At 68.7% G+C, this 19,365-nt stretch carries 16 protein-coding genes; 14 read left to right on the top strand and 2 right to left on the bottom strand.

Annotation, left to right across the window (positions count from 1 at the left end; translation table 11 throughout):
• Position 1: 1 nt before the first annotated feature.
• The 3 genes from secF to ABT147_RS14000 all read left to right on the top strand — a co-directional run bounded on the left by secF (position 2) and on the right by ABT147_RS14000 (position 4,557).
• Positions 2 to 1,096 (top strand): protein translocase subunit SecF, encoded by a 1,095-nt coding sequence (gene secF, locus ABT147_RS14010; protein ID WP_351405439.1) that lies wholly within the window; start codon positions 2 to 4, stop codon positions 1,094 to 1,096.
• On the top strand, positions 1,093 to 1,632 hold the full coding sequence (locus ABT147_RS14005; protein WP_351405437.1) for an adenine phosphoribosyltransferase: 540 nt from the start codon (positions 1,093 to 1,095) through the stop codon (positions 1,630 to 1,632). The genes secF and ABT147_RS14005 overlap by 4 nt, the downstream gene beginning before the upstream one ends.
• 363 nt (positions 1,633 to 1,995) lie before the next feature.
• Complete coding sequence (locus ABT147_RS14000) at positions 1,996 to 4,557, top strand: RelA/SpoT family protein (RefSeq protein WP_351405435.1); 2,562 nt, start codon at positions 1,996 to 1,998, stop codon at positions 4,555 to 4,557.
• 93 nt (positions 4,558 to 4,650) lie between these two features.
• Here the strand turns inward: ABT147_RS14000 and ABT147_RS13995 are convergent, their stop codons facing one another.
• Entirely contained in the window at positions 4,651 to 5,880 is a 1,230-nt protein-coding gene (locus ABT147_RS13995; protein WP_351405432.1) for a DUF349 domain-containing protein, read from the bottom strand.
• Between the two features lie 135 nt (positions 5,881 to 6,015).
• A complete protein-coding gene (locus tag ABT147_RS13990; RefSeq protein ID WP_351405430.1) occupies positions 6,016 to 6,858 on the bottom strand; it encodes a peptidylprolyl isomerase in 843 nt (280 codons plus the stop codon).
• 170 nt (positions 6,859 to 7,028) lie between these two features.
• Between ABT147_RS13990 and ABT147_RS13985 the strand changes: the two genes are divergently transcribed.
• The 11 genes from ABT147_RS13985 (at position 7,029) to ABT147_RS13935 (ending at position 19,299) form a co-directional block, all read left to right on the top strand.
• On the top strand, positions 7,029 to 7,745 hold the full coding sequence (locus ABT147_RS13985) for an MBL fold metallo-hydrolase (RefSeq protein WP_184896366.1): 717 nt from the start codon (positions 7,029 to 7,031) through the stop codon (positions 7,743 to 7,745).
• A 13-nt stretch (positions 7,746 to 7,758) separates the two neighbouring features.
• A complete protein-coding gene (gene hisS, locus ABT147_RS13980; protein WP_351405428.1) occupies positions 7,759 to 9,021 on the top strand; it encodes a histidine--tRNA ligase in 1,263 nt (420 codons plus the stop codon).
• Between the two features lie 324 nt (positions 9,022 to 9,345).
• A complete protein-coding gene (locus ABT147_RS13975; RefSeq protein ID WP_351405426.1) occupies positions 9,346 to 9,984 on the top strand; it encodes a vitamin K epoxide reductase family protein in 639 nt (212 codons plus the stop codon).
• Positions 9,985 to 10,047: 63 nt separating this feature from the next.
• A complete protein-coding gene (locus tag ABT147_RS13970) occupies positions 10,048 to 11,403 on the top strand; it encodes a replication-associated recombination protein A (protein ID WP_351405424.1) in 1,356 nt (451 codons plus the stop codon).
• Between the two features lie 301 nt (positions 11,404 to 11,704).
• Entirely contained in the window at positions 11,705 to 12,319 is a 615-nt protein-coding gene (rpsD, locus tag ABT147_RS13965; RefSeq protein WP_351405422.1) for a 30S ribosomal protein S4, read from the top strand.
• A 242-nt stretch (positions 12,320 to 12,561) separates the two neighbouring features.
• Positions 12,562 to 13,008, top strand: a complete 447-nt coding sequence (locus ABT147_RS13960) for a DUF948 domain-containing protein (protein WP_351405624.1) — start codon at positions 12,562 to 12,564, stop codon at positions 13,006 to 13,008.
• Between the two features lie 7 nt (positions 13,009 to 13,015).
• On the top strand, positions 13,016 to 13,390 hold the full coding sequence (locus ABT147_RS13955) for a hypothetical protein (protein ID WP_351405420.1): 375 nt from the start codon (positions 13,016 to 13,018) through the stop codon (positions 13,388 to 13,390).
• Positions 13,390 to 16,062 carry an alanine--tRNA ligase gene (gene alaS / locus ABT147_RS13950; RefSeq protein WP_351405417.1) on the top strand — a complete coding sequence of 891 codons (2,673 nt, stop codon included), beginning with the start codon at positions 13,390 to 13,392 and terminating at the stop codon, positions 16,060 to 16,062. Before ABT147_RS13955 ends, alaS begins: the two co-directional genes overlap by 1 nt.
• A gap of 38 nt (positions 16,063 to 16,100) precedes the next feature.
• Positions 16,101 to 16,565, top strand: a complete 465-nt coding sequence (gene ruvX, locus ABT147_RS13945) for a Holliday junction resolvase RuvX (protein WP_351405622.1) — start codon at positions 16,101 to 16,103, stop codon at positions 16,563 to 16,565.
• Between the two features lie 124 nt (positions 16,566 to 16,689).
• Positions 16,690 to 18,459, top strand: a complete 1,770-nt coding sequence (gene mltG / locus ABT147_RS13940) for an endolytic transglycosylase MltG (RefSeq protein ID WP_351405415.1) — start codon at positions 16,690 to 16,692, stop codon at positions 18,457 to 18,459.
• Complete coding sequence (locus tag ABT147_RS13935) at positions 18,460 to 19,299, top strand: shikimate dehydrogenase (protein WP_351405413.1); 840 nt, start codon at positions 18,460 to 18,462, stop codon at positions 19,297 to 19,299.
• The last annotated feature ends 66 nt before the right edge of the window (positions 19,300 to 19,365 follow it).

Raw genomic sequence — 19,365 nt, 5'->3', positions numbered from 1 at the left:
GATGTCGAAGCTCGGTGACCTCGGAGCCCGACTCCACCGCGGCGAGGTCGGCTACGACTTCGTCGGCAACCGCAAGATCTGGTACGGCGTCTCGATCCTGATCACCATCACGGCCATCGTCGGCCTGGCGGTCCGCGGTCTGACCATGGGCATCGAGTTCCAGGGCGGTGCCGTCTTCACCACGGAGAAGACGAGCGTCTCGGTCACCCAGGCCGAGACGTACGCGGAGGAGGCCTCCGGCCACGACGCGATCGTCCAGAAGCTCGGCAACGACACCCTGCGCATCCAGATCGCCGGTGTGGACACGGCGAAGTCCGACGAGATCCAGCGGGAACTCGCCAAGGACCTCAAGGTCGACGCGGAGACGATCAACGCCGACCTGGTCGGCCCCAGTTGGGGTGAGCAGGTCGCCAACAAGGCCTGGCAGGGCCTCGCGATCTTCCTGGTCCTCGTGGTGATCTATCTGGCGATCGCGTTCGAGCTGCGCATGGCCATCGCCGCGTTCGTCGCCCTGATCCACGACATCACCATCACCATCGGCATCTACGCCCTCGTCGGCTTCGAGGTGACGCCGGGTACGGTGATCGGTCTGCTCACGATCCTCGGTTACTCGCTCTACGACACGGTCGTCGTCTTCGACAGCCTCAAGGAGCAGACGAAGGACATCACCAAGCAGACCCGCTGGACGTACGCGGAGATCGCCAACCGTTCGATCAACAGCACCCTGGTGCGGTCGATCAACACCACGGTGGTCGCGCTGCTGCCGGTCGCCGGTCTGCTGTTCATCGGTGGCGGTGTCCTCGGCGCGGGCATGCTCAACGACATCTCGCTGTCGCTGTTCGTCGGCCTCGCGGCCGGCGCGTACTCGTCGATCTTCATCGCCACGCCGCTCGTCGCCGACCTCAAGGAGCGCGAGCCGCAGCTGAAGGCCCTCAAGAAGCGGGTGCTCGCCAAGCGGGCCCAGGCCGAGCAGGACCCGGAGCCGGCGGCCGACGGTCCCTACGACGACGAGCCGGAGGACGCCACCCCCGCGGTGGTCGGCCCCCGCGCCCAGTCCGGGAGCCGCAGTCGCGGCCGGGGCGGTAAGCGTCGATGACCGACATCAAGGAACTGCTGCTCAGCCGCATCCGTGATGTCGCGGACTACCCGGAGCCGGGGGTGCTGTTCAAGGACATCACCCCGCTGCTGGCCGACCCGGCGGCGTTCACCGCGCTGACGGACGCGCTGGCGGAGCTGACCGTGCGGCACGGCGCCACGAAGATCGTCGGCCTGGAGGCCCGGGGCTTCATCCTGGGCGCCCCGGCCGCCGTCCGCGCGGGCGTCGGCTTCATCCCCGTACGCAAGGCGGGCAAGCTCCCCGGAGCCACGCTCAGCCAGGCGTACGACCTGGAGTACGGCTCCGCCGAGATCGAGGTGCACGCCGAGGACCTGGCCGCGGGCGACCGCGTCATGGTCATCGACGACGTCCTCGCCACCGGCGGTACCGCGGAGGCCTCGCTCCAGCTGATCCGCCGCGCGGGCGCCGAGGTCGCCGGCGTCGCGGTCCTGATGGAGCTGTCCTTCCTCCCGGGCCGACAGCGCCTGCAGACCGCGCTGGCCGGGGCCCCGCTGGAGGCCCTGATCACCGTCTGACACAGCACGCGAGCACACGGCGGGCGCCCCGGAATCCTTTCCCGGGGCGCCCGCCGCGTTGAGCGCCGCCTTGCGCACCGCATTTCCCGCGGTCCGTATCGCGTATCGCGCGCTCCGTATCGCACGCCCCGCAGGGCGCGCGCCAAAGGGGCGCGGGGAACCGCGCGAGCAACCCCACACAACCCGCACGGAACAGACCACCGCAACCCCGTCTACGCGGCCCCCGGAATCCGCCGCGCACCCCTCGTGTTTCACAGGTAGACCGCCCTCACAGTGGCCTGAAGGCGATCCCGGGGCGCGGGATCGCTACCATGGGTCCTCCGGAGCCTGACCGGGGACCCGGATCGCGCACGAGGAGCCCTCTTGGCAGACGAGGCCCAGCACCTGACCGCCGCCAAGCCCGAGCCCGCCTCGGGCCCCGCGGCCACGCCCGCGCAGAACGCGACGAAGGCGAACCCCGCCGACTCCGCGACCTCCGCGCCGGGCTCGGTCGAGCACGCCCAGTCCGCTCCCGCCGAGAAGGCCGCCGAGCCATCACGCCCCAAGCCGGCCGCGCCCGAGAGCCCCGCGCCCGCGCCCGCTCCGGCGCCCCCGCCCCGCCCCGCCACCACGGGCCAGCCCGCGCGCTCCGGCTCCTCCAACCGCGTACGCGCCCGGCTCGCCCGCCTCGGTGTGCAGCGCTCCAACCCGTACAACCCGGTCCTGGAGCCGCTGCTGCGGATCGTGCGCAGCAACGACCCGAAGATCGAGACGTCGACGCTCCGCCAGATCGAGAAGGCCTACCAGGTCGCCGAGCGCTGGCACCGGGGCCAGAAGCGCAAGAGCGGCGACCCGTACATCACGCACCCGCTCGCCGTCACCACCATCCTCGCCGAGCTGGGCATGGATCCGGCCACCCTGATGGCCGGGCTGCTGCACGACACGGTCGAGGACACCGAGTACGGCCTCGACCAGCTCCGCCGCGACTTCGGCGACTCCGTCGCCCTCCTCGTCGACGGCGTCACCAAGCTCGACAAGGTCAAGTTCGGCGAGGCGGCCCAGGCCGAGACCGTGCGCAAGATGGTCGTCGCCATGGCAAAGGACCCTCGCGTCCTGGTCATCAAGCTCGCCGACCGCCTGCACAACATGCGCACCATGCGCTACCTCAAGCGCGAGAAGCAGGAGAAGAAGGCGCGCGAGACCCTGGAGATCTACGCGCCGCTCGCCCACCGCCTGGGCATGAACACCATCAAGTGGGAGCTGGAGGACCTCGCCTTCGCGATCCTCTACCCCAAGATGTACGACGAGATCGTCCGGCTGGTGGCCGAGCGGGCACCGAAGCGTGACGAGTATCTGGCCATAGTGACCGACGAGGTCCAGCAGGACCTGCGGGCCGCCCGCATCAAGGCCACCGTCACCGGCCGCCCGAAGCACTACTACAGCGTCTACCAGAAGATGATCGTCCGCGGCCGTGACTTCGCGGAGATCTACGACCTGGTCGGCATCCGTGTCCTGGTGGACACCGTCCGCGACTGCTACGCGGCCCTGGGCACCGTCCACGCCCGCTGGAACCCGGTTCCGGGGCGGTTCAAGGACTACATCGCGATGCCCAAGTTCAACATGTACCAGTCGCTGCACACGACGGTCATCGGACCCAACGGCAAGCCCGTCGAGCTCCAGATCCGTACGTTCGACATGCACCGCCGCGCCGAGTACGGCATCGCCGCGCACTGGAAGTACAAGCAGGAGGCCGTCGCCGGCGCCTCCAAGGTCCGCTCGGACCAGCCGAGGACCACCGGCAAGGACGACCACCTCAACGACATGGCGTGGCTGCGTCAGCTCCTCGACTGGCAGAAGGAGACCGAGGACCCCGGCGAGTTCCTGGAGTCCCTGCGCTTCGACCTGTCCCGCAACGAGGTCTTCGTCTTCACGCCGAAGGGCGACGTGATAGCGCTGCCGGCCAGCGCGACCCCCGTCGACTTCGCCTACGCGGTCCACACCGAGGTCGGCCACCGCACCATAGGCGCCCGGGTCAACGGCCGCTTGGTCCCCCTCGAATCCACCCTCGACAACGGCGACCTGGTGGAGGTCTTCACCTCGAAGGCGGCCGGGGCGGGCCCCTCCCGCGACTGGCTCGGCTTCGTGAAGTCCCCCCGGGCCCGCAACAAGATCCGCGCCTGGTTCTCCAAGGAGCGCCGCGACGAGGCCATCGAGCAGGGCAAGGACGCCATCGTCCGCGCGATGCGCAAGCAGAACCTGCCGATCCAGCGCATCCTCACCGGCGACTCGCTCGTCACCCTCGCCCACGAGATGCGCTACCCGGACATCTCCGCGCTCTACGCGGCCATAGGCGAAGGCCATGTCTCCGCGCAGAGCGTGGTGCAGAAGCTCGTCCAGGCCCTCGGCGGCGAGGAGGCGGCCACCGAGGAGATCGACGAGTCCGTACCGCCCACCCGGGGCCGCAGCCGCAAGCGGCGCGGCAGCAACGACCCCGGTGTCGTGGTCAAGGGCGTCGACGACGTCTGGGTCAAGCTCGCCCGCTGTTGTACGCCCGTCCCCGGCGACCCCATCATCGGCTTCGTGACCCGGGGCAGTGGCGTATCGGTTCACCGCAGCGACTGCGTCAACGTCGAGTCGCTCTCCCGTGAGCCCGAGCGCATCCTCGACGTCGAATGGGCGCCCACCCAGTCCTCGGTCTTCCTCGTCGCCATACAGGTCGAGGCCCTGGACCGCAGCCGACTGCTGTCGGACGTCACCCGGGTCCTCTCGGACCAGCACGTCAACATCCTCTCGGCCGCCGTCCAGACCTCCCGCGACCGTGTGGCCACCTCCCGCTTCACCTTCGAGATGGGCGACCCGAAGCACCTGGGCCACGTCCTGAAGGCCGTACGCGGCGTGGAGGGCGTCTACGACGTGTACCGGGTGACGTCGGCGCGCAGGCCTTAGGCACGACAGCCGTAGACCCGGCACGACACGACACACGAGTGAGGGGCTCCCGTACGGTTCGTACGGGAGCCCCTCACTCGTGTGCTGTCGGCGTCAGCCGCCGAACTCCTGCAGACCCTTCAGCGCCTGGTCCAGCAGGGCCTGGCGGCCGTCCAGCTCACGCTGGAGCTTGTCCGCCTTGGCGTTGTTGCCCTGGGCGCGGGCCGCCTCGATCTGGCTCGTCAGCTTGTCCACGGCGGCCTGGAGCTGGCCCGTGAGACCGGCCGCGCGGGCACGGGCCTCCGGGTTGGTACGGCGCCACTCGGCCTCCTCGGCCTCCTGGATCGCCCGCTCCACCGCGTGCATCCGGCCCTCGACCTTCGGGCGGGCGTCACGCGGCACATGGCCGATGGCCTCCCACCGCTCGTTGACCGAGCGGAAGGCGGCACGGGCCGTCTTCAGATCCGTGACCGGCAGGATCTTCTCCGCCTCCCCGGCCAGTTCCTCCTTGAGCTTGAGGTTCTCCGTCTGCTCCGCGTCACGCTCGGCGAACACCGAGCTGCGGGCGGCGAAGAAGACGTCCTGGGCACCGCGGAAGCGGTTCCACAGGTCGTCCTCGTGCTCACGCTGGGCGCGTCCCGCGGCCTTCCAATCGGCCATCAGCTCGCGGTAGCGCGCCGCCGTGGGCCCCCAGTCGGTGGAGTTCGACAGCGACTCGGCCTCCGCGACCAGCTTCTCCTTGGTCTTGCGGGCGTCCTCGCGCTGCGCGTCGAGCTGCGCGAAGTGGGCCTTGCGACGCTTGGAGAACGCCGAGCGGGCGTGCGAGAAGCGGTGCCAGAGCTCGTCGTCGGACTTGCGGTCCAGCCGCGGCAGACCCTTCCAGGTGTCCACCAGCGCCCGCAGCCGCTCACCGGCGGACCGCCACTGGTCGGACTGGGCCAGCTCCTCCGCCTCGGTGACCAGCGCCTCCTTGGCGTGCCGGGCCTCGTCGGACTGCTTCGCCCGCTGCTGCTTGCGCTCCTCGCGGCGCGCCTCGACCGTCTCGACGAGCTTGTCCAGCCGCACCTTCAGCGCGTCCAGGTCACCGACCGCGTGATGCGCGTCCACCTGCTCGCGAATGTGGTCGATCGCGACCTGAGCGTCCTTCGCCGACAGGTCGGTGGTCTTCACCCGCTTCTCGAGGAGGCCGATTTCGACGACCAAGCCCTCGTACTTGCGCTCGAAGTAGGCCAGCGCTTCCTCAGGGGAGCCGGCCTGCCAGGAACCGACGACCTGCTCGCCGTCGGCCGTACGCACGTACACGGTCCCCGTCTCGTCGACGCGGCCCCACGGGTCGCTGCTCACAGCGCCTCCTCCACATGATGCCTGCAAGGGGCCTCAGTGCCCCCGGGCATCGTCCACAGTTTCGTCACGGCCAACATAGGCGACCGGCGGGTTGCCTGTCCGCATCCCGCGCGACCGAAATTTCACTGTTGGCAGTCAGGACTTCTTGACCGTCGCCTTGTTGATCACAACGGTCGCATTGGGCGTCCCATCACCCATGCCCGTGTTCTCGCCGGCCTTGGCGATCTTCGTCAGAACCTTCATACCGGCCTCGGAGATCGTGCCGAACGGTGTGTAGTTGGCCGGCAGCGGGCTGTCCTGGAAGACGAGGAAGAACTGGCTTCCGCCGCTGTTCTTGCCCTCGCCCGTCTGCGCGTTGAACTGGTTCGCCATCGCGACCGTGCCCGCCGGGTACACATCGCCCTTCAGACGCGAGTCCTTCAGGTTCTCGTCCGGGATCGTGTAGCCGGGACCGCCCATGCCGGTGCCCTGCGGGTCACCGCACTGCAGCACGTAGATGCCCTGCGTGGTGAGCCGGTGGCACTTGGTGTGATCCAAGTAGCCCTTGTTCACCAGGAAGTCGAACGAGTTGACCGTGTGCGGGGCCTTCGCCGCGTCCATCGTTATGGGGATGGAACCGCAGGTCGTCTGCAGATCCATCGTGTACTTCGCGGTCTTGTCGATGGTGATCGCGGGTTCCTTCTTGTAGGTGAGCTTCTTCACCTTGCCCGCGGCCGCCTTCTCGCACGGATCCGGCGCCTTGCTGGGGCTGGCCGAGGCGCTCGGGGTCACCTCCGCGCCCGCGTTGTCCTTCTTGTCGTCGCCCTTGAGGACGTCCGTGGTGTACAGCGCCACACTGCCCACCAGGATCACGCCGAGCACCGAGGCGATCACGGCGTTGCGGACATGGGCCTTGCGCCGCGCGGACGTACGCCGCTGCTGCTGCCGCAAGAACTTCTCCCGGGCGAGCTGACGCCGCCGCTGATCCTGGCTGACCACGGGGTTCTCTCCTCATGCGTCTCGTACGTCGACGGGTGCGTCGCGCGTCCGTTGAGTCGACTGATTGCGTGTGACCCGTACCGTATATGGGTTCGCTGAGGAAACGGCAGCGCCGGTAGGCTCTGATCCACAGCAACCCACCACCCTCGTACGACACAAGAAGGACGATCGTGCTCATTGCCGGGTTCCCCGCCGGGGCCTGGGGGACCAACTGTTACCTGGTCGCCCCCGCCGCCGGTGAGGAGTGCGTGATCATCGACCCGGGCCACCAGGCCACCCAGGGAGTCGAGGAGACGCTGAAGAAGCATCGGCTCAAGCCCGTCGCCGTCGTCCTCACCCACGGCCACCTCGACCATGTGGCCTCGGTCGTCCCGGTGTGCGGCGCGCACGACGTACCGGCGTGGATCCACCCCGAGGACCGGTACATGATGAGCGACCCCGAGAAGGCGCTCGGCCGTTCCATCGGTATGCCGCTCATGGGCGAGCTGACCGTGGGGGAGCCGGACGACGTTAAGGAGCTGACCGACGGCGCCAAGCTGGAGCTGGCCGGTCTGGAGCTGTCCGTCGCGCACGCGCCCGGCCATACCAAGGGGTCGGTGACCTTCCGGATGCCCGAGAACACGGAGATCCCCTCCGTGTTCTTCTCCGGGGATCTGCTCTTCGCCGGCTCCATCGGACGCACCGACCTGCCCGGCGGTGACATGGCCGAGATGCTCGACTCGCTGGCCCGCGTGTGCCTGCCGCTCGACGACTCGACCGTGGTGCTGTCCGGCCACGGCCCCCAGACGACCATCGGCCAGGAGCGCGCCACCAATCCGTATCTGCGGCAGGTGGCCGCCGGCGGCCAGGGAGCGGGTCCGACGACCCCTCCCCGACGAGGAATGTGACGAGAGACCTTCCGTGAGCACCTTTCAGGCCCCCAAGGGCACGTACGACCTGCTGCCCCCGGACAGCGCCAAGTACCTGGCCGTCCGCGAGGCCATCGCCGCGCCGCTGCGCGACTCCGGCTACGGCTACATCGAGACACCTGGCTTCGAGAGCGTCGAACTGTTCGCGCGCGGGGTCGGTGAGTCCACCGACATCGTGACCAAGGAGATGTACGCCTTCGAGACCAAGGGCGGCGACAGGCTCGCCCTGCGCCCCGAGGGCACCGCCTCCGTCCTGCGCGCCGCCCTGGAGGGCAACCTGCACAAGGCGGGCAACCTCCCGGTCAAGCTCTGGTACTCCGGCTCGTACTACCGCTACGAGCGCCCCCAGAAGGGCCGCTACCGCCACTTCTCCCAGGTCGGCGCCGAGGCCATCGGTGCCGAGGACCCGGCGCTGGACGCCGAGTTGATCATCCTGGCCGACCAGGCGTACCGCTCGCTGGGCCTCAGGAACTTCCGCATCCTGCTCAACAGCCTCGGCGACAAGGAGTGCCGTCCCGTCTACCGGGCCGCCCTGCAGGAGTTCCTGCGCGGCCTCGACCTGGACGAGGACACGCTCCGCCGCGCGGAGATCAACCCGTTGCGGGTCCTCGACGACAAGCGCGAGGCGGTGCAGAAGCAGCTGGGTGACGCCCCGTTGCTGCGCGACTACCTCTGCGACGCCTGCAAGGCGTACCACGAGGAGGTGCGCGAGCTGATCACGGCGGCGGGCGTGGCCTTCGAGGACGACCTCAAGCTCGTGCGCGGCCTGGACTACTACACCCGTACGACCTTCGAGTTCGTCCACGACGGTCTCGGCTCGCAGTCCGCGGTGGGCGGCGGCGGCCGTTACGACGGTCTCTCCGAGATGATCGGCGGCCCCGCGCTGCCGTCGGTGGGCTGGGCCCTTGGTGTCGACCGCACCGTCCTGGCCCTGGAGGCGGAGGGTGTCGAGCTCGAACTGCCCGCCGCCACCAGCGTGTTCGCCGTCCCGCTCGGCGACGAGGCCCGCCGCGTTCTGTTCGCCAAGGTCACCGAGTTGCGCAAGGTGGGGATCGCGGCCGACTTCTCGTACGGAGGGAAGGGGCTGAAGGCCGCGATGAAGGCGGCCAATCGGTCCGGTGCGCGCTACGCCCTCGTCCTGGGGGAGCGCGACATCGCCGAGGGCGTGGTCCAGTTGAAGGACATGGAGTCCGGTGAGCAGGTGGCGATCGGGGTGAACGAGATCGTGGCGGAACTGGAAGCACGCCTGGGCTGACCGGGGTTTCCTCGCCCCCGCCGCCCCTACCCGTCCCATCCCCGGGGCTCCGCCCCGAACCCCGCTCCTCAAACGCCGGAGGGGCTGAACCGTGCGCGTCGGGGCTGAACCGTGCCGCCGGGGCGTGATCTTTCAGCCCGTCCGGCGTTTGAGGACGAGGCCGTTCAGGCCGAAAGCGGGGGTCTGGGGGCGGAGCCCCCAGGGATGGGACGGGTAGGGGCGGCGGGGGCGAGGAACTTATGCGTAGTGAACGGTGGATACGCGAGGGTGTACGGCACAATGGCCGTGCCCCAGCGGCCCCTTCGACGCTACGGAATCGACGTGATGAGCAAGACGACAGTCAGGGACGTCTCCGCCGCCGAGCGGGAACACACCGCGGCCCCCGGCACGGTGGGCGGCAGCCGCGCCTTCGCGATCCTGCTCCTGATCACCGGCGCGGCCGGACTGCTCGCGTCCTGGGTCATCACGCTCGACAAGTTCAAACTGCTGGAGGACCCGAACTTCACGCCCGGCTGCAGCCTCAACCCGGTCGTCTCCTGCGGCAACATCATGAAGAGCGACCAGGCCTCCGTCTTCGGTTTCCCCAACCCGATGCTCGGCCTGGTCGCGTACGGCATCGTCATCTGCGTCGGCATCAGCCTGCTCGCGCGGGCGACCTACCCGCGCTGGTACTGGCTCACCTTCAACGCGGGCACCGTCTTCGGCGTCGGCTTCGTGACCTGGCTGCAGTACCAGTCGCTCTACAACATCAACTCGCTCTGCCTGTGGTGCTGCCTGGCCTGGGTCGCCACGATCCTGATGTTCTGGTACGTGACGTCCTCCAACATCCGCAACGGCTTCCTGCCCGCGCCCGGCTGGCTGAAGAACTTCTTCGGCGAGTTCACCTGGGTCCTGCCCGTGATGCACATCGGCGTCATCGGCATGCTGATCCTCACCCGCTGGTGGGACTTCTGGACCAGCTGACCGTCCGGGGGCCCGCTGACGGCCCCGACCGGATTGTCAGTGCGGTGACATAGGGTTTTCGGTGTGGAGCCCGATCTGTTCACCGCCGCCGCAGAAGAACGCCAGGAGAAGGACCCGACCGCGAGCCCCCTGGCCGTACGGATGCGTCCGCGCACCCTCGACGAGGTCGTGGGCCAGCAGCATCTGCTGAAGCCGGGCTCGCCCCTGCGCAGACTGGTCGGAGAGTCCGGCGGCGGACCGGCGGGCCCCTCCTCGGTGATCCTCTGGGGCCCGCCCGGCACCGGAAAGACGACCTTGGCGTACGTCGTCTCCAAGGCCACCAACAAGCGTTTCGTGGAGCTCTCCGCGATCACCGCCGGCGTCAAGGAGGTCCGCGCGGTCATCGAGGGCGCCCGCCGTGCCACCGGCGGCTTCGGCAAGGAGACCGTCCTCTTCCTCGACGAGATCCACCGCTTCAGCAAGGCCCAGCAGGACTCCCTGCTCCCGGCCGTCGAGAACCGCTGGGTCACCCTGATCGCGGCGACCACGGAGAACCCGTACTTCTCGGTGATCTCCCCCCTGCTGTCCCGCTCCCTCCTCCTCACCCTCGAACCCCTCACCGACGACGATCTGCGCGGCTTGCTGAAGCGCGCGCTGAGCGACGAGCGCGGCCTCAAGAGCGCCGTCACCCTCCCCGAGGACACCGAGGCGCATCTGCTGAGGATCGCGGGCGGCGACGCCCGCCGGGCCCTCACCGCGCTGGAGGCCGCCGCCGGTGCCGCCCTGGACAAGGGGGAGGACGAGATCGGTCTCCAGACCCTCGAAGAGACCGTCGACCGCGCCGCCGTCAAGTACGACCGCGACGGCGACCAGCACTACGACGTGGCAAGCGCCCTCATCAAGTCCATCCGGGGTTCGGACGTGGACGCCGCGCTGCACTATCTGGCCCGGATGATCGAGGCCGGTGAGGACCCCCGGTTCATCGCCCGCCGGCTGATGATCTCCGCCAGCGAGGACATCGGCCTCGCCGATCCGAACGCGCTGCCGATAGCCGTCGCCGCCGCCCAGGCCGTCGCCATGATCGGCTTCCCCGAGGCCGCGCTCACCCTCAGCCACGCCACGATCGCCCTCGCCCTGGCCCCCAAGTCGAACGCGGCGACGACAGCCATCGGCGCCGCCATGGAGGACGTACGGAAAGGCCTGGCCGGACCCGTGCCGGCACACCTTCGCGACGGGCACTACAAGGGCGCGGCCAAGCTCGGGCACGCCCAGGGATATGTGTACCCGCACGACCTGCCCGAGGGGATCGCCGCCCAGCAGTACGCGCCGGACGAGATCAAGGGACGGGAGTACTACACCCCGACCCGGCACGGCGCCGAGGCCCGGTACGCCGACGCGGTGGAGTGGACCAGGAAGAACCTCGGTCGGAAGCAGTCCTGAACCCCCTGTAGACTCCTCCACAGTGCTGCGTCCCGTGTCCGGCTCCGGTCGGCGCCTCAGGCGGGACATCCAGCCGGATCTTCTGATCCAGGAGCGTCGCGCACCGTCGTAGGTGTCGCGGGCCGCCCACCACCACCCGGAGTTCCGGGACCGGTCGGTGGGCCGTTCGTGTGCTGCACGTATGTGCCCAGAACTAGGGGAACGGCTGCCCGGCAAGTCCCTCGCGGACGAGACGGGAATCCCCGGCTGCGGATGCGACCTCCCGTAACCCTGAGGCAGCCGATAAGGAAAAGGAAAAGAAGTGGCGAACCAGTCCCGCCCCAAGGTCAAGAAGTCGCGTGCCCTCGGCATCGCGCTGACCCCGAAGGCCGTCAAGTACTTCGAGGCCCGCCCCTACCCGCCGGGCGAGCACGGCCGCGGCCGCAAGCAGAACTCGGACTACAAGGTCCGTCTGCTGGAGAAGCAGCGTCTGCGCGCGCAGTACGACGTGTCCGAGCGCCAGCTCGTCCGCGCCTACGAGCGTGCCTCCAAGGTCCAGGGCAAGACCGGTGAGGCCCTGATCATCGAGCTGGAGCGTCGTCTCGACGCGCTGGTCCTGCGTTCGGGCATCGCCCGCACGATCTACCAGGCCCGCCAGATGGTCGTCCACGGCCACATCGAGGTCAACGGCGGCAAGGTCGACAAGCCGTCCTTCCGCGTCAAGCCGGACGACGTCGTCATGGTCCGCGAGCGCAGCCGTCAGAAGCCGCTGTTCGAGGTTGCCCGCGAGGGTGGCTTCGCCGCGGACGGTGAGACCCCGCGCTACCTGCAGGTGAACCTCAAGGCCCTGGCGTTCCGCCTGGACCGCGAGCCGAACCGCAAGGAAATCCCGGTCATCTGCGACGAGCAGCTCGTCGTCGAGTACTACGCCCGTTGATCCCTTCCCAGGGTTCCCGGCGGTCGTAGTACATACGCACCGAGCGTCAGCCCGTCGTCCCCCCGCCCTCGCCGGCGGGCGGGACGGCGGGCTCTCGCCGTACTGCGGCAGGCCGCACCCGGAGGCCACGCGGCAGGCATCGCGGTAGGCGTTAATGCGGTACAGAGCGATCGCGTCGGCGCGATAGGCTCGGGACACGACTTTTCGACGTTCAGGCATGTTCCAGGGAGCGGGTGCACACAGTGTCCGGTGGAGAGGTGGCCGGGATCCTGGTGGCCGTCTTCTGGGCGATCCTGGTCTCCTTCCTCGCCGTCGCGCTGGCGAGGCTGGCCCAGACGCTCAAGGCGACCACCAAGCTCGTCGCGGACGTGACCGACCAGGCCGTCCCCCTCCTCGCCGACGCGTCCACCGCCGTCCGCTCCGCGCAGACCCAGATCGAGCGGGTCGACGCCATCGCGTCCGACGTCCAGGAGGTCACGTCGAACGCCTCGGCGCTCTCCACGACCGTCGCGTCCACCTTCGGCGGTCCCCTCGTCAAGGTCGCCGCCTTCGGCTACGGCGTACGCCGGGCCATGGGCGGCCGCCGCGAGGGCGAGCCCGCCGACGAGCGGCGCCGTACCGTGATCGTCGGGCGCACCGTGCCGGGCGCACGCTGGAGCAGGCGCAACTCCCGTGGAAAGAAGGACTGACCGAGCGATGTTCCGTCGAACGTTCTGGTTCACCACAGGGGTCGCCGCCGGAGTGTGGGCCACCACCAAGGTCAACCGCAAGCTCAAGCAGCTCACCCCCGAACACCTCGCCACCCAGGCGGCGAACAAGGCGGTCGAGGCGGGCCACAAGCTCAAGGACCGGGCGGTCGGCTTCGCGCTCGACGTCCGCGACAACATGGCCCAGCGCGAGGCCGAACTCGGCGAGGCCCTCGGCATCGAGGCCGACCCGGACCGGTATCCGGAACTTCCGGCCCCCCGGCACGTCGTCGCGATCGAGAACAGCAACCCCCCGAAGTACAGCAGGAATCCGAGGTACGTCGACAGCTCGACGTACCCGTACAACCGGAATGAGGACCACTGATGGAGTCGGCCGAGATTCGTCGCCGCTGGTTGAGCTTCTTCGAGGAGCGCGGTCACACCGTTGTCCCTTCGGCGTCGCTCATCGCGGACGACCCGACTCTGCTCCTGGTCAACGCCGGCATGGTTCCTTTCAAGCCGTACTTCCTCGGTGAGGTCAAGCCGCCCTTCGCCCGCGCCACCAGCGTGCAGAAGTGCGTCCGTACGCCGGACATCGAAGAGGTCGGCAAGACCACCCGGCACGGCACGTTCTTCCAGATGTGCGGCAACTTCTCCTTCGGCGACTACTTCAAGGAAGGCGCCATCAAGCACGCCTGGGAGCTGCTCACCAGCCCCCAGGACAAGGGTGGTTACGGCCTGGAGCCGGAGAAGCTCTGGATCACCGTCTACAAGGACGACGACGAGGCCGAGCGCATCTGGCACGAGCAGATCGGCGTGCCCAAGGAGCGCATCCAGCGCCTCGGCATGAAGGACAACTACTGGTCCATGGGCGTTCCCGGCCCCTGCGGCCCGTGTTCCGAGATCAACTACGACCGCGGCCCGGAGTTCGGCGTCGAGGGCGGCCCGGCCGTCAACGACGAGCGGTACGTGGAGATCTGGAACCTGGTCTTCATGCAGTACGAGCGCGGCGAGGGCACCTCCAAGGAGGACTTCGAGATCCTCGGCGAGCTGCCCAGCAAGAACATCGACACGGGCCTCGGCATGGAGCGCCTCGCCATGATTCTGCAGGGCGTGCAGAACATGTACGAGATCGACACCTCCATGGCCGTCATCGACAAGGCCACCGAGCTGACCGGTGTCCGCTACGGCGACGCCCACGAGTCCGACGTCTCCCTGCGCGTGGTCACCGACCACATCCGCACCGCCGTGATGCTCATCGGCGACGGCGTCACGCCCGGCAACGAGGGCCGTGGCTACGTCCTGCGCCGCATCATGCGCCGCGCCATCCGTAACATGCGGCTCCTCGGTGCCACCGGCCCCGTCGTCCAGGACCTCATCGACGTCGTCATCGGCATGATGGGCCAGCAGTACCCCGAGCTGATCACCGACCGCGAGCGCATCGAGAAGGTCGCCCTCGCCGAGGAGAACGCCTTCCTCAAGACGCTGAAGGCCGGCACCAACATCCTCGACACCGCCGTGACGGAGACCAAGGCCTCCGGTGGCCAGGTCCTCGCCGGTGACAAGGCCTTCCTGCTGCACGACACCTGGGGCTTCCCGATCGACCTCACCCTGGAGATGGCCGCCGAACAGGGCCTCTCCGTGGACGAGGACGGCTTCCGCCGTCTGATGAAGGAGCAGCGGGACCGCGCGAAGGCCGACGCCCGCTCCAAGAAGACCGGCCACGCCGACCTCGGTGCCTACCGTGAGATCGCCGACTCCGCCGGGGAGACCGAGTTCATCGGCTACTCGGACACCGAGGGCGAGTCCACGGTCGTCGGCATCCTCGTCGACGGTCTGTCCTCGCCCGCCGCCACCGAGGGCGACGAGGTCGAGATCGTCCTCGACCGCACCCCGTTCTACGCCGAGGGCGGTGGCCAGATCGGTGACACCGGCCGGATCAAGGTCGACTCCGGTGCCGTCATCGAGATCCGTGACTGCCAGAAGCCGGTCCCGGGCGTGTACGTCCACAAGGGCGTCGTCCAGGTCGGCGAGGTGACCGTCGGCGCCAAGGCCCAGGCCTCCATCGACGGCCGCCGCCGCACCGCCATCGCCCGCGCCCACTCGGCCACCCACCTGACCCACCAGGCCCTGCGGGACGCCCTCGGCCCGACGGCCGCCCAGGCCGGTTCCGAGAACCAGCCCGGCCGTTTCCGCTTCGACTTCGGCTCCCCGTCCGCCGTTCCGACGGCCGTGATGACCGACGTGGAGCAGAAGATCAACGAGGTGCTCGCCCGCGACCTGGACGTGCACGCCGAGATCCTGAGCCTCGACGAGGCCAAGAAGCAGGGCGCCATCGCCGAGTTCGGCGAGAAGTACGGCGAGCGCGTCCGCGTGGTCACCATCGGCGACTTCTCCAAGGAGCTGTGCGGCGGCACGCACGTCCACAACACCTCGCAGCTCGGCCTGGTCAAGCTGCTCGGTGAGTCGTCCATCGGCTCCGGAGTGCGCCGTATCGAGGCTCTGGTCGGCGTCGACGCCTACAACTTCCTGGCCCGTGAGCACACGGTCGTCGCCCAGCTCCAGGAGCTGATCAAGGGCCGGCCGGAGGAGCTTCCGGAGAAGGTTTCGGCCATGCTCGGCAAGCTGAAGGACGCCGAGAAGGAGATCGAGAAGTTCCGCGCCGAGAAGGTGCTGCAGGCCGCCGCCGGTCTCGCCGAGTCCGCCAAGGACGTCTCCGGCGTTGCCGTCGTGACCGGTCAGGTCCCGGACGGCACCACCGCCGACGACCTCCGCAAGCTGGTGCTCGACGTGCGCGGACGCATCCAGGGCGGCCGTGCCGTCGTGGTCGCCCTCTTCACCGCCGTGAACGGCAAGCCGCTGACGGTCATCGCCACCAACGAGGCCGCCCGTGAGCGCGGTCTGAAGGCCGGCGACCTGGTCCGTACGGCCGCCAAGACCCTCGGCGGCGGCGGTGGCGGCAAGCCGGACGTCGCCCAGGGCGGTGGCCAGAACCCGGCCGCCATCGGCGAGGCCGTGGACGCGGTCGAACGCCTGGTCGCCGAGACGGCCAAGTGAGCACGAACGATCACAGCAGCGAAGACGACGGCCCGGTCATGCGCCGCGGCCGTCGGCTCGCGCTCGACGTCGGGGACGCCCGGATCGGCGTCGCCTCCTGCGACCCCGACGGAATCCTCGCCACTCCCGTCGAGACCGTTCCGGGACGCGATGTCCCGGCCGCGCAACGTCGGTTGGGTCAACTCGTCGAGGAGTACGAACCGATCGAGGTCGTCGTCGGCCTTCCTCGCTCCCTCAAGGGGGGCGAGGGCCCGGCGGCGGCCAAGGTCCGTGGCTTCGCCCAGCAACTGGCCCGCATGATCGCGCCTGTTCCGGTCAGACTTCTCGACGAGAGGATGACCACAGTGACGGCGAGTCAAGGACTGCGTGCCTCAGGTGTGAAATCCAAAAAGGGCAGGTCGGTCATCGACCAGGCGGCAGCCGTGATCATCCTGCAACAGGCGCTGGAATCCGAACGGGTGTCAGGTAAAGCTCCGGGCGAGGGCGTCGAAGTGGTCATCTGATCGCGATACGGTAACGTTCCGCGCGATGCGGTGGCCTTCGAACAGCCACCGTACAAAAAGAGGCGGGGACGAAAGCCGAGTCACAGGCCCCGCGTGACCGCCGCCTCGCGGCTCTAGGGGATCGATGACTGAGTATGGCCGGGGCCCAGGCTCCGAACCGTGGCATCCGGACGACCCGTTGTACGGGGACGGCGGATGGGACGGGCAGCAGGCCCAGGCGGGTCAGCAGTCCCCTTACGGCGGCCAGCCGCAGCAGCACTACCCGGAGCAGCAGTACCCCGGTCACGGCCAGCAGCAGTACGACCAGGTCAACGGCGGCTGGAACAACGGCCATCAGGACGCCTACGCCCAGCAGCAGTACCAGCAGGAGTACGGCGACCCCGGGCAGCAGTACCCCAATCAGGGCCAGCCGCAGTACGACCAGGCCAACGGCGGCTGGAACAACGGAACACACCAGCACGCGCAGGGCCCTTACATCGCCGACCCGGCCGATCCCTACGGGGGACAGCAGCAGGCGATGGCCTACGGCGGTGGCCAACAGGACTTCTACGGCACGCCGGACGCGTATCCGCCGCCGGAACCGCCCTCGCGCCGTCGCACGGAACCCACTCCCGCACCCACTCCGGAGCCCGAGGCCGAGAAGCAGCCGGCCGCCGAGCGGACCGACTGGGACCCCGGGCCGGACCAGGGCGAGCACGCGTTCTTCGCCGGTGGCGGCGATGACGACGATGACGACGAGGCCGAGGAACGCGCCGGACGGGGCGACCGGAAGGGCCGCGGCGGCAAGTCCAAGAAGCCGGGCAAGGGCGGCAAGAAGCGCCGCAGCGGCTGCGCCTGCCTGGTGGTCGTCATGGTCTTCGGCGGCGGATTCGCCGGCGTGAGTTACTTCGGATACCAGTTCTTCCAGAACCGATTCGGCGAGGCTCCCGACTATTCGGGGAAGGGTACGAACGAGACCGTGACGATCACGGTCGCCAAGGGCGAATTCGGATCGGTGATCGGGCAGAAGCTGAAGGCGGCCGGAGTCGTCAAGAGTGTGGACGCCTTCACGACGGCGCTGGCGCAGAATCCGGAGCAGCCTGATATTCAGGCGGGCGTTTATCTCCTCAAAAAGGAGATGTCCGCTGAAAGCGCTATCGCTCTGATGCTCGATCCGAAGAGTCAGAACAACTTCACTGTCGCCGAAGGCAAGCGGAACAACGAGATCTACGCCGCGATCGACAAGGAGTTGGGCCTGGAGAAGGGCACGACCGAGGAAGTCGCCGAGAAGAAGTGGAAGACCCTCGGCCTGCCCGACTGGGCGAACGACAGCGACGACATCAAGGATCCGCTGGAAGGATTCCTCTACCCCTCCACGTATCCGATCGCCAAGGGCATGAAGCCCGAAGCCGTCCTGAAGGAAATGGTCGACCTCGCCAAGGCGAAGTTCGAGGAATTCGGCCTGGAGGACAAGGCCGAGGCTCTGAAGCTGGACAATCCGCTCCAGGTGCTCACGGTGGCGAGTCTTGTCCAGGCCGAGGGGAAGTACAAGAAGGACTTCCTGAAGGTCGCCCGGGTCGTCTACAACCGGCTCGACAAGAACAACACCGAGACCTACGGACTCCTCGACTTCGACTCCACGGTGAATTACCTGCGCGGTGAATCCAAGCTGGCCACGGGTTCGGTGAACTCGCTGCGACAGATCGACGACCCGTACAACACGTACAAGATCAAGGGTCTTCCTCCCGGGCCGATCGACAATCCGGGTGAGGTGGCCATCAAGGCGGCGCTCAAGCCGGCCAAGGGCGACTGGTACTACTTCGTGTCGATCAACGAGGACGAGACACTGTTCGCCGTGACCAACGAAGAGCACAACAGGAACCGTGCGAAGTACCAGGAAGCGCAGAACGGATAGATGAGCCGCACCGCCACCAAGCGCCGGGCCGCCGTGCTCGGTTCGCCGATCGCCCACTCGCTCTCCCCGGTGCTGCACCGGGCCGCGTACGCCGAACTCGGGCTCACCGACTGGACGTACGACCGCTTCGAGGTCGACGAGCAGGCGCTGCCCGGGTTCGTCGAGCGGCTCGGGCCGGAGTGGGCGGGGCTGTCGCTGACGATGCCGCTCAAGCGGGCGGTCATTCCGCTGCTGGACGAGATCAGCGGGACAGCGACTTCCGTCGAGGCCGTCAACACGCTGGTGTTCACGGAGGACGGGCGGCGGGTCGGCGACAACACCGACATCCCCGGCATGGTCGCCGCCCTGCGGGAGCGAGGCATCGAGCAGGTGGAGTCCGCCGCGATCCTCGGCGCCGGCGCCACCGCCTCCTCCGCGCTGGCCGCGCTCGCCCGGATCTGCACCGGTGAGGTCGTGGCGTACGTACGGAGCGAGGCCCGGGCCGCCGAGATGCGGCAGTGGGGCGAGCGGCTGGATGTCGAGGTGCGTACGGCGGACTGGGCGGAGGCCGAGCGGGGGCTGAGCGCTCCGCTGGTGATCGCCACGACCCCTGCCGGGGCGACGGACGCGCTGTCCGGTGCCGTGCCGGAGCGGCCGACGACACTGTTCGACGTGCTGTACGACCCGTGGCCGACGGAACTGGCCGCGCGCTGGTCGGCGTACGGGGGTGCCGTGGTCAGCGGGCTTGATCTGCTGGTGCACCAGGCCGTGTTGCAGGTCGAGCAGATGACCGGGTGCAAGACGGCTCCCGTGGGCGCGATGAGGCAGGCGGGAGAGCGGGCGCTGGCCGAGCGGGGCTGAGCGTCCGAGTGAGCGTGCGGGGTGTGCGGTCCGGGGTGTGTCGATCCCGTGAAGCCCCTGTACCGG

The sequence above is a fragment of the Streptomyces sp. NPDC001868 genome (assembly GCF_040297125.1).
Lineage (GTDB): Bacteria > Actinomycetota > Actinomycetes > Streptomycetales > Streptomycetaceae > Streptomyces.
This window is presented reverse-complemented; position numbering and strand designations above follow the sequence as displayed.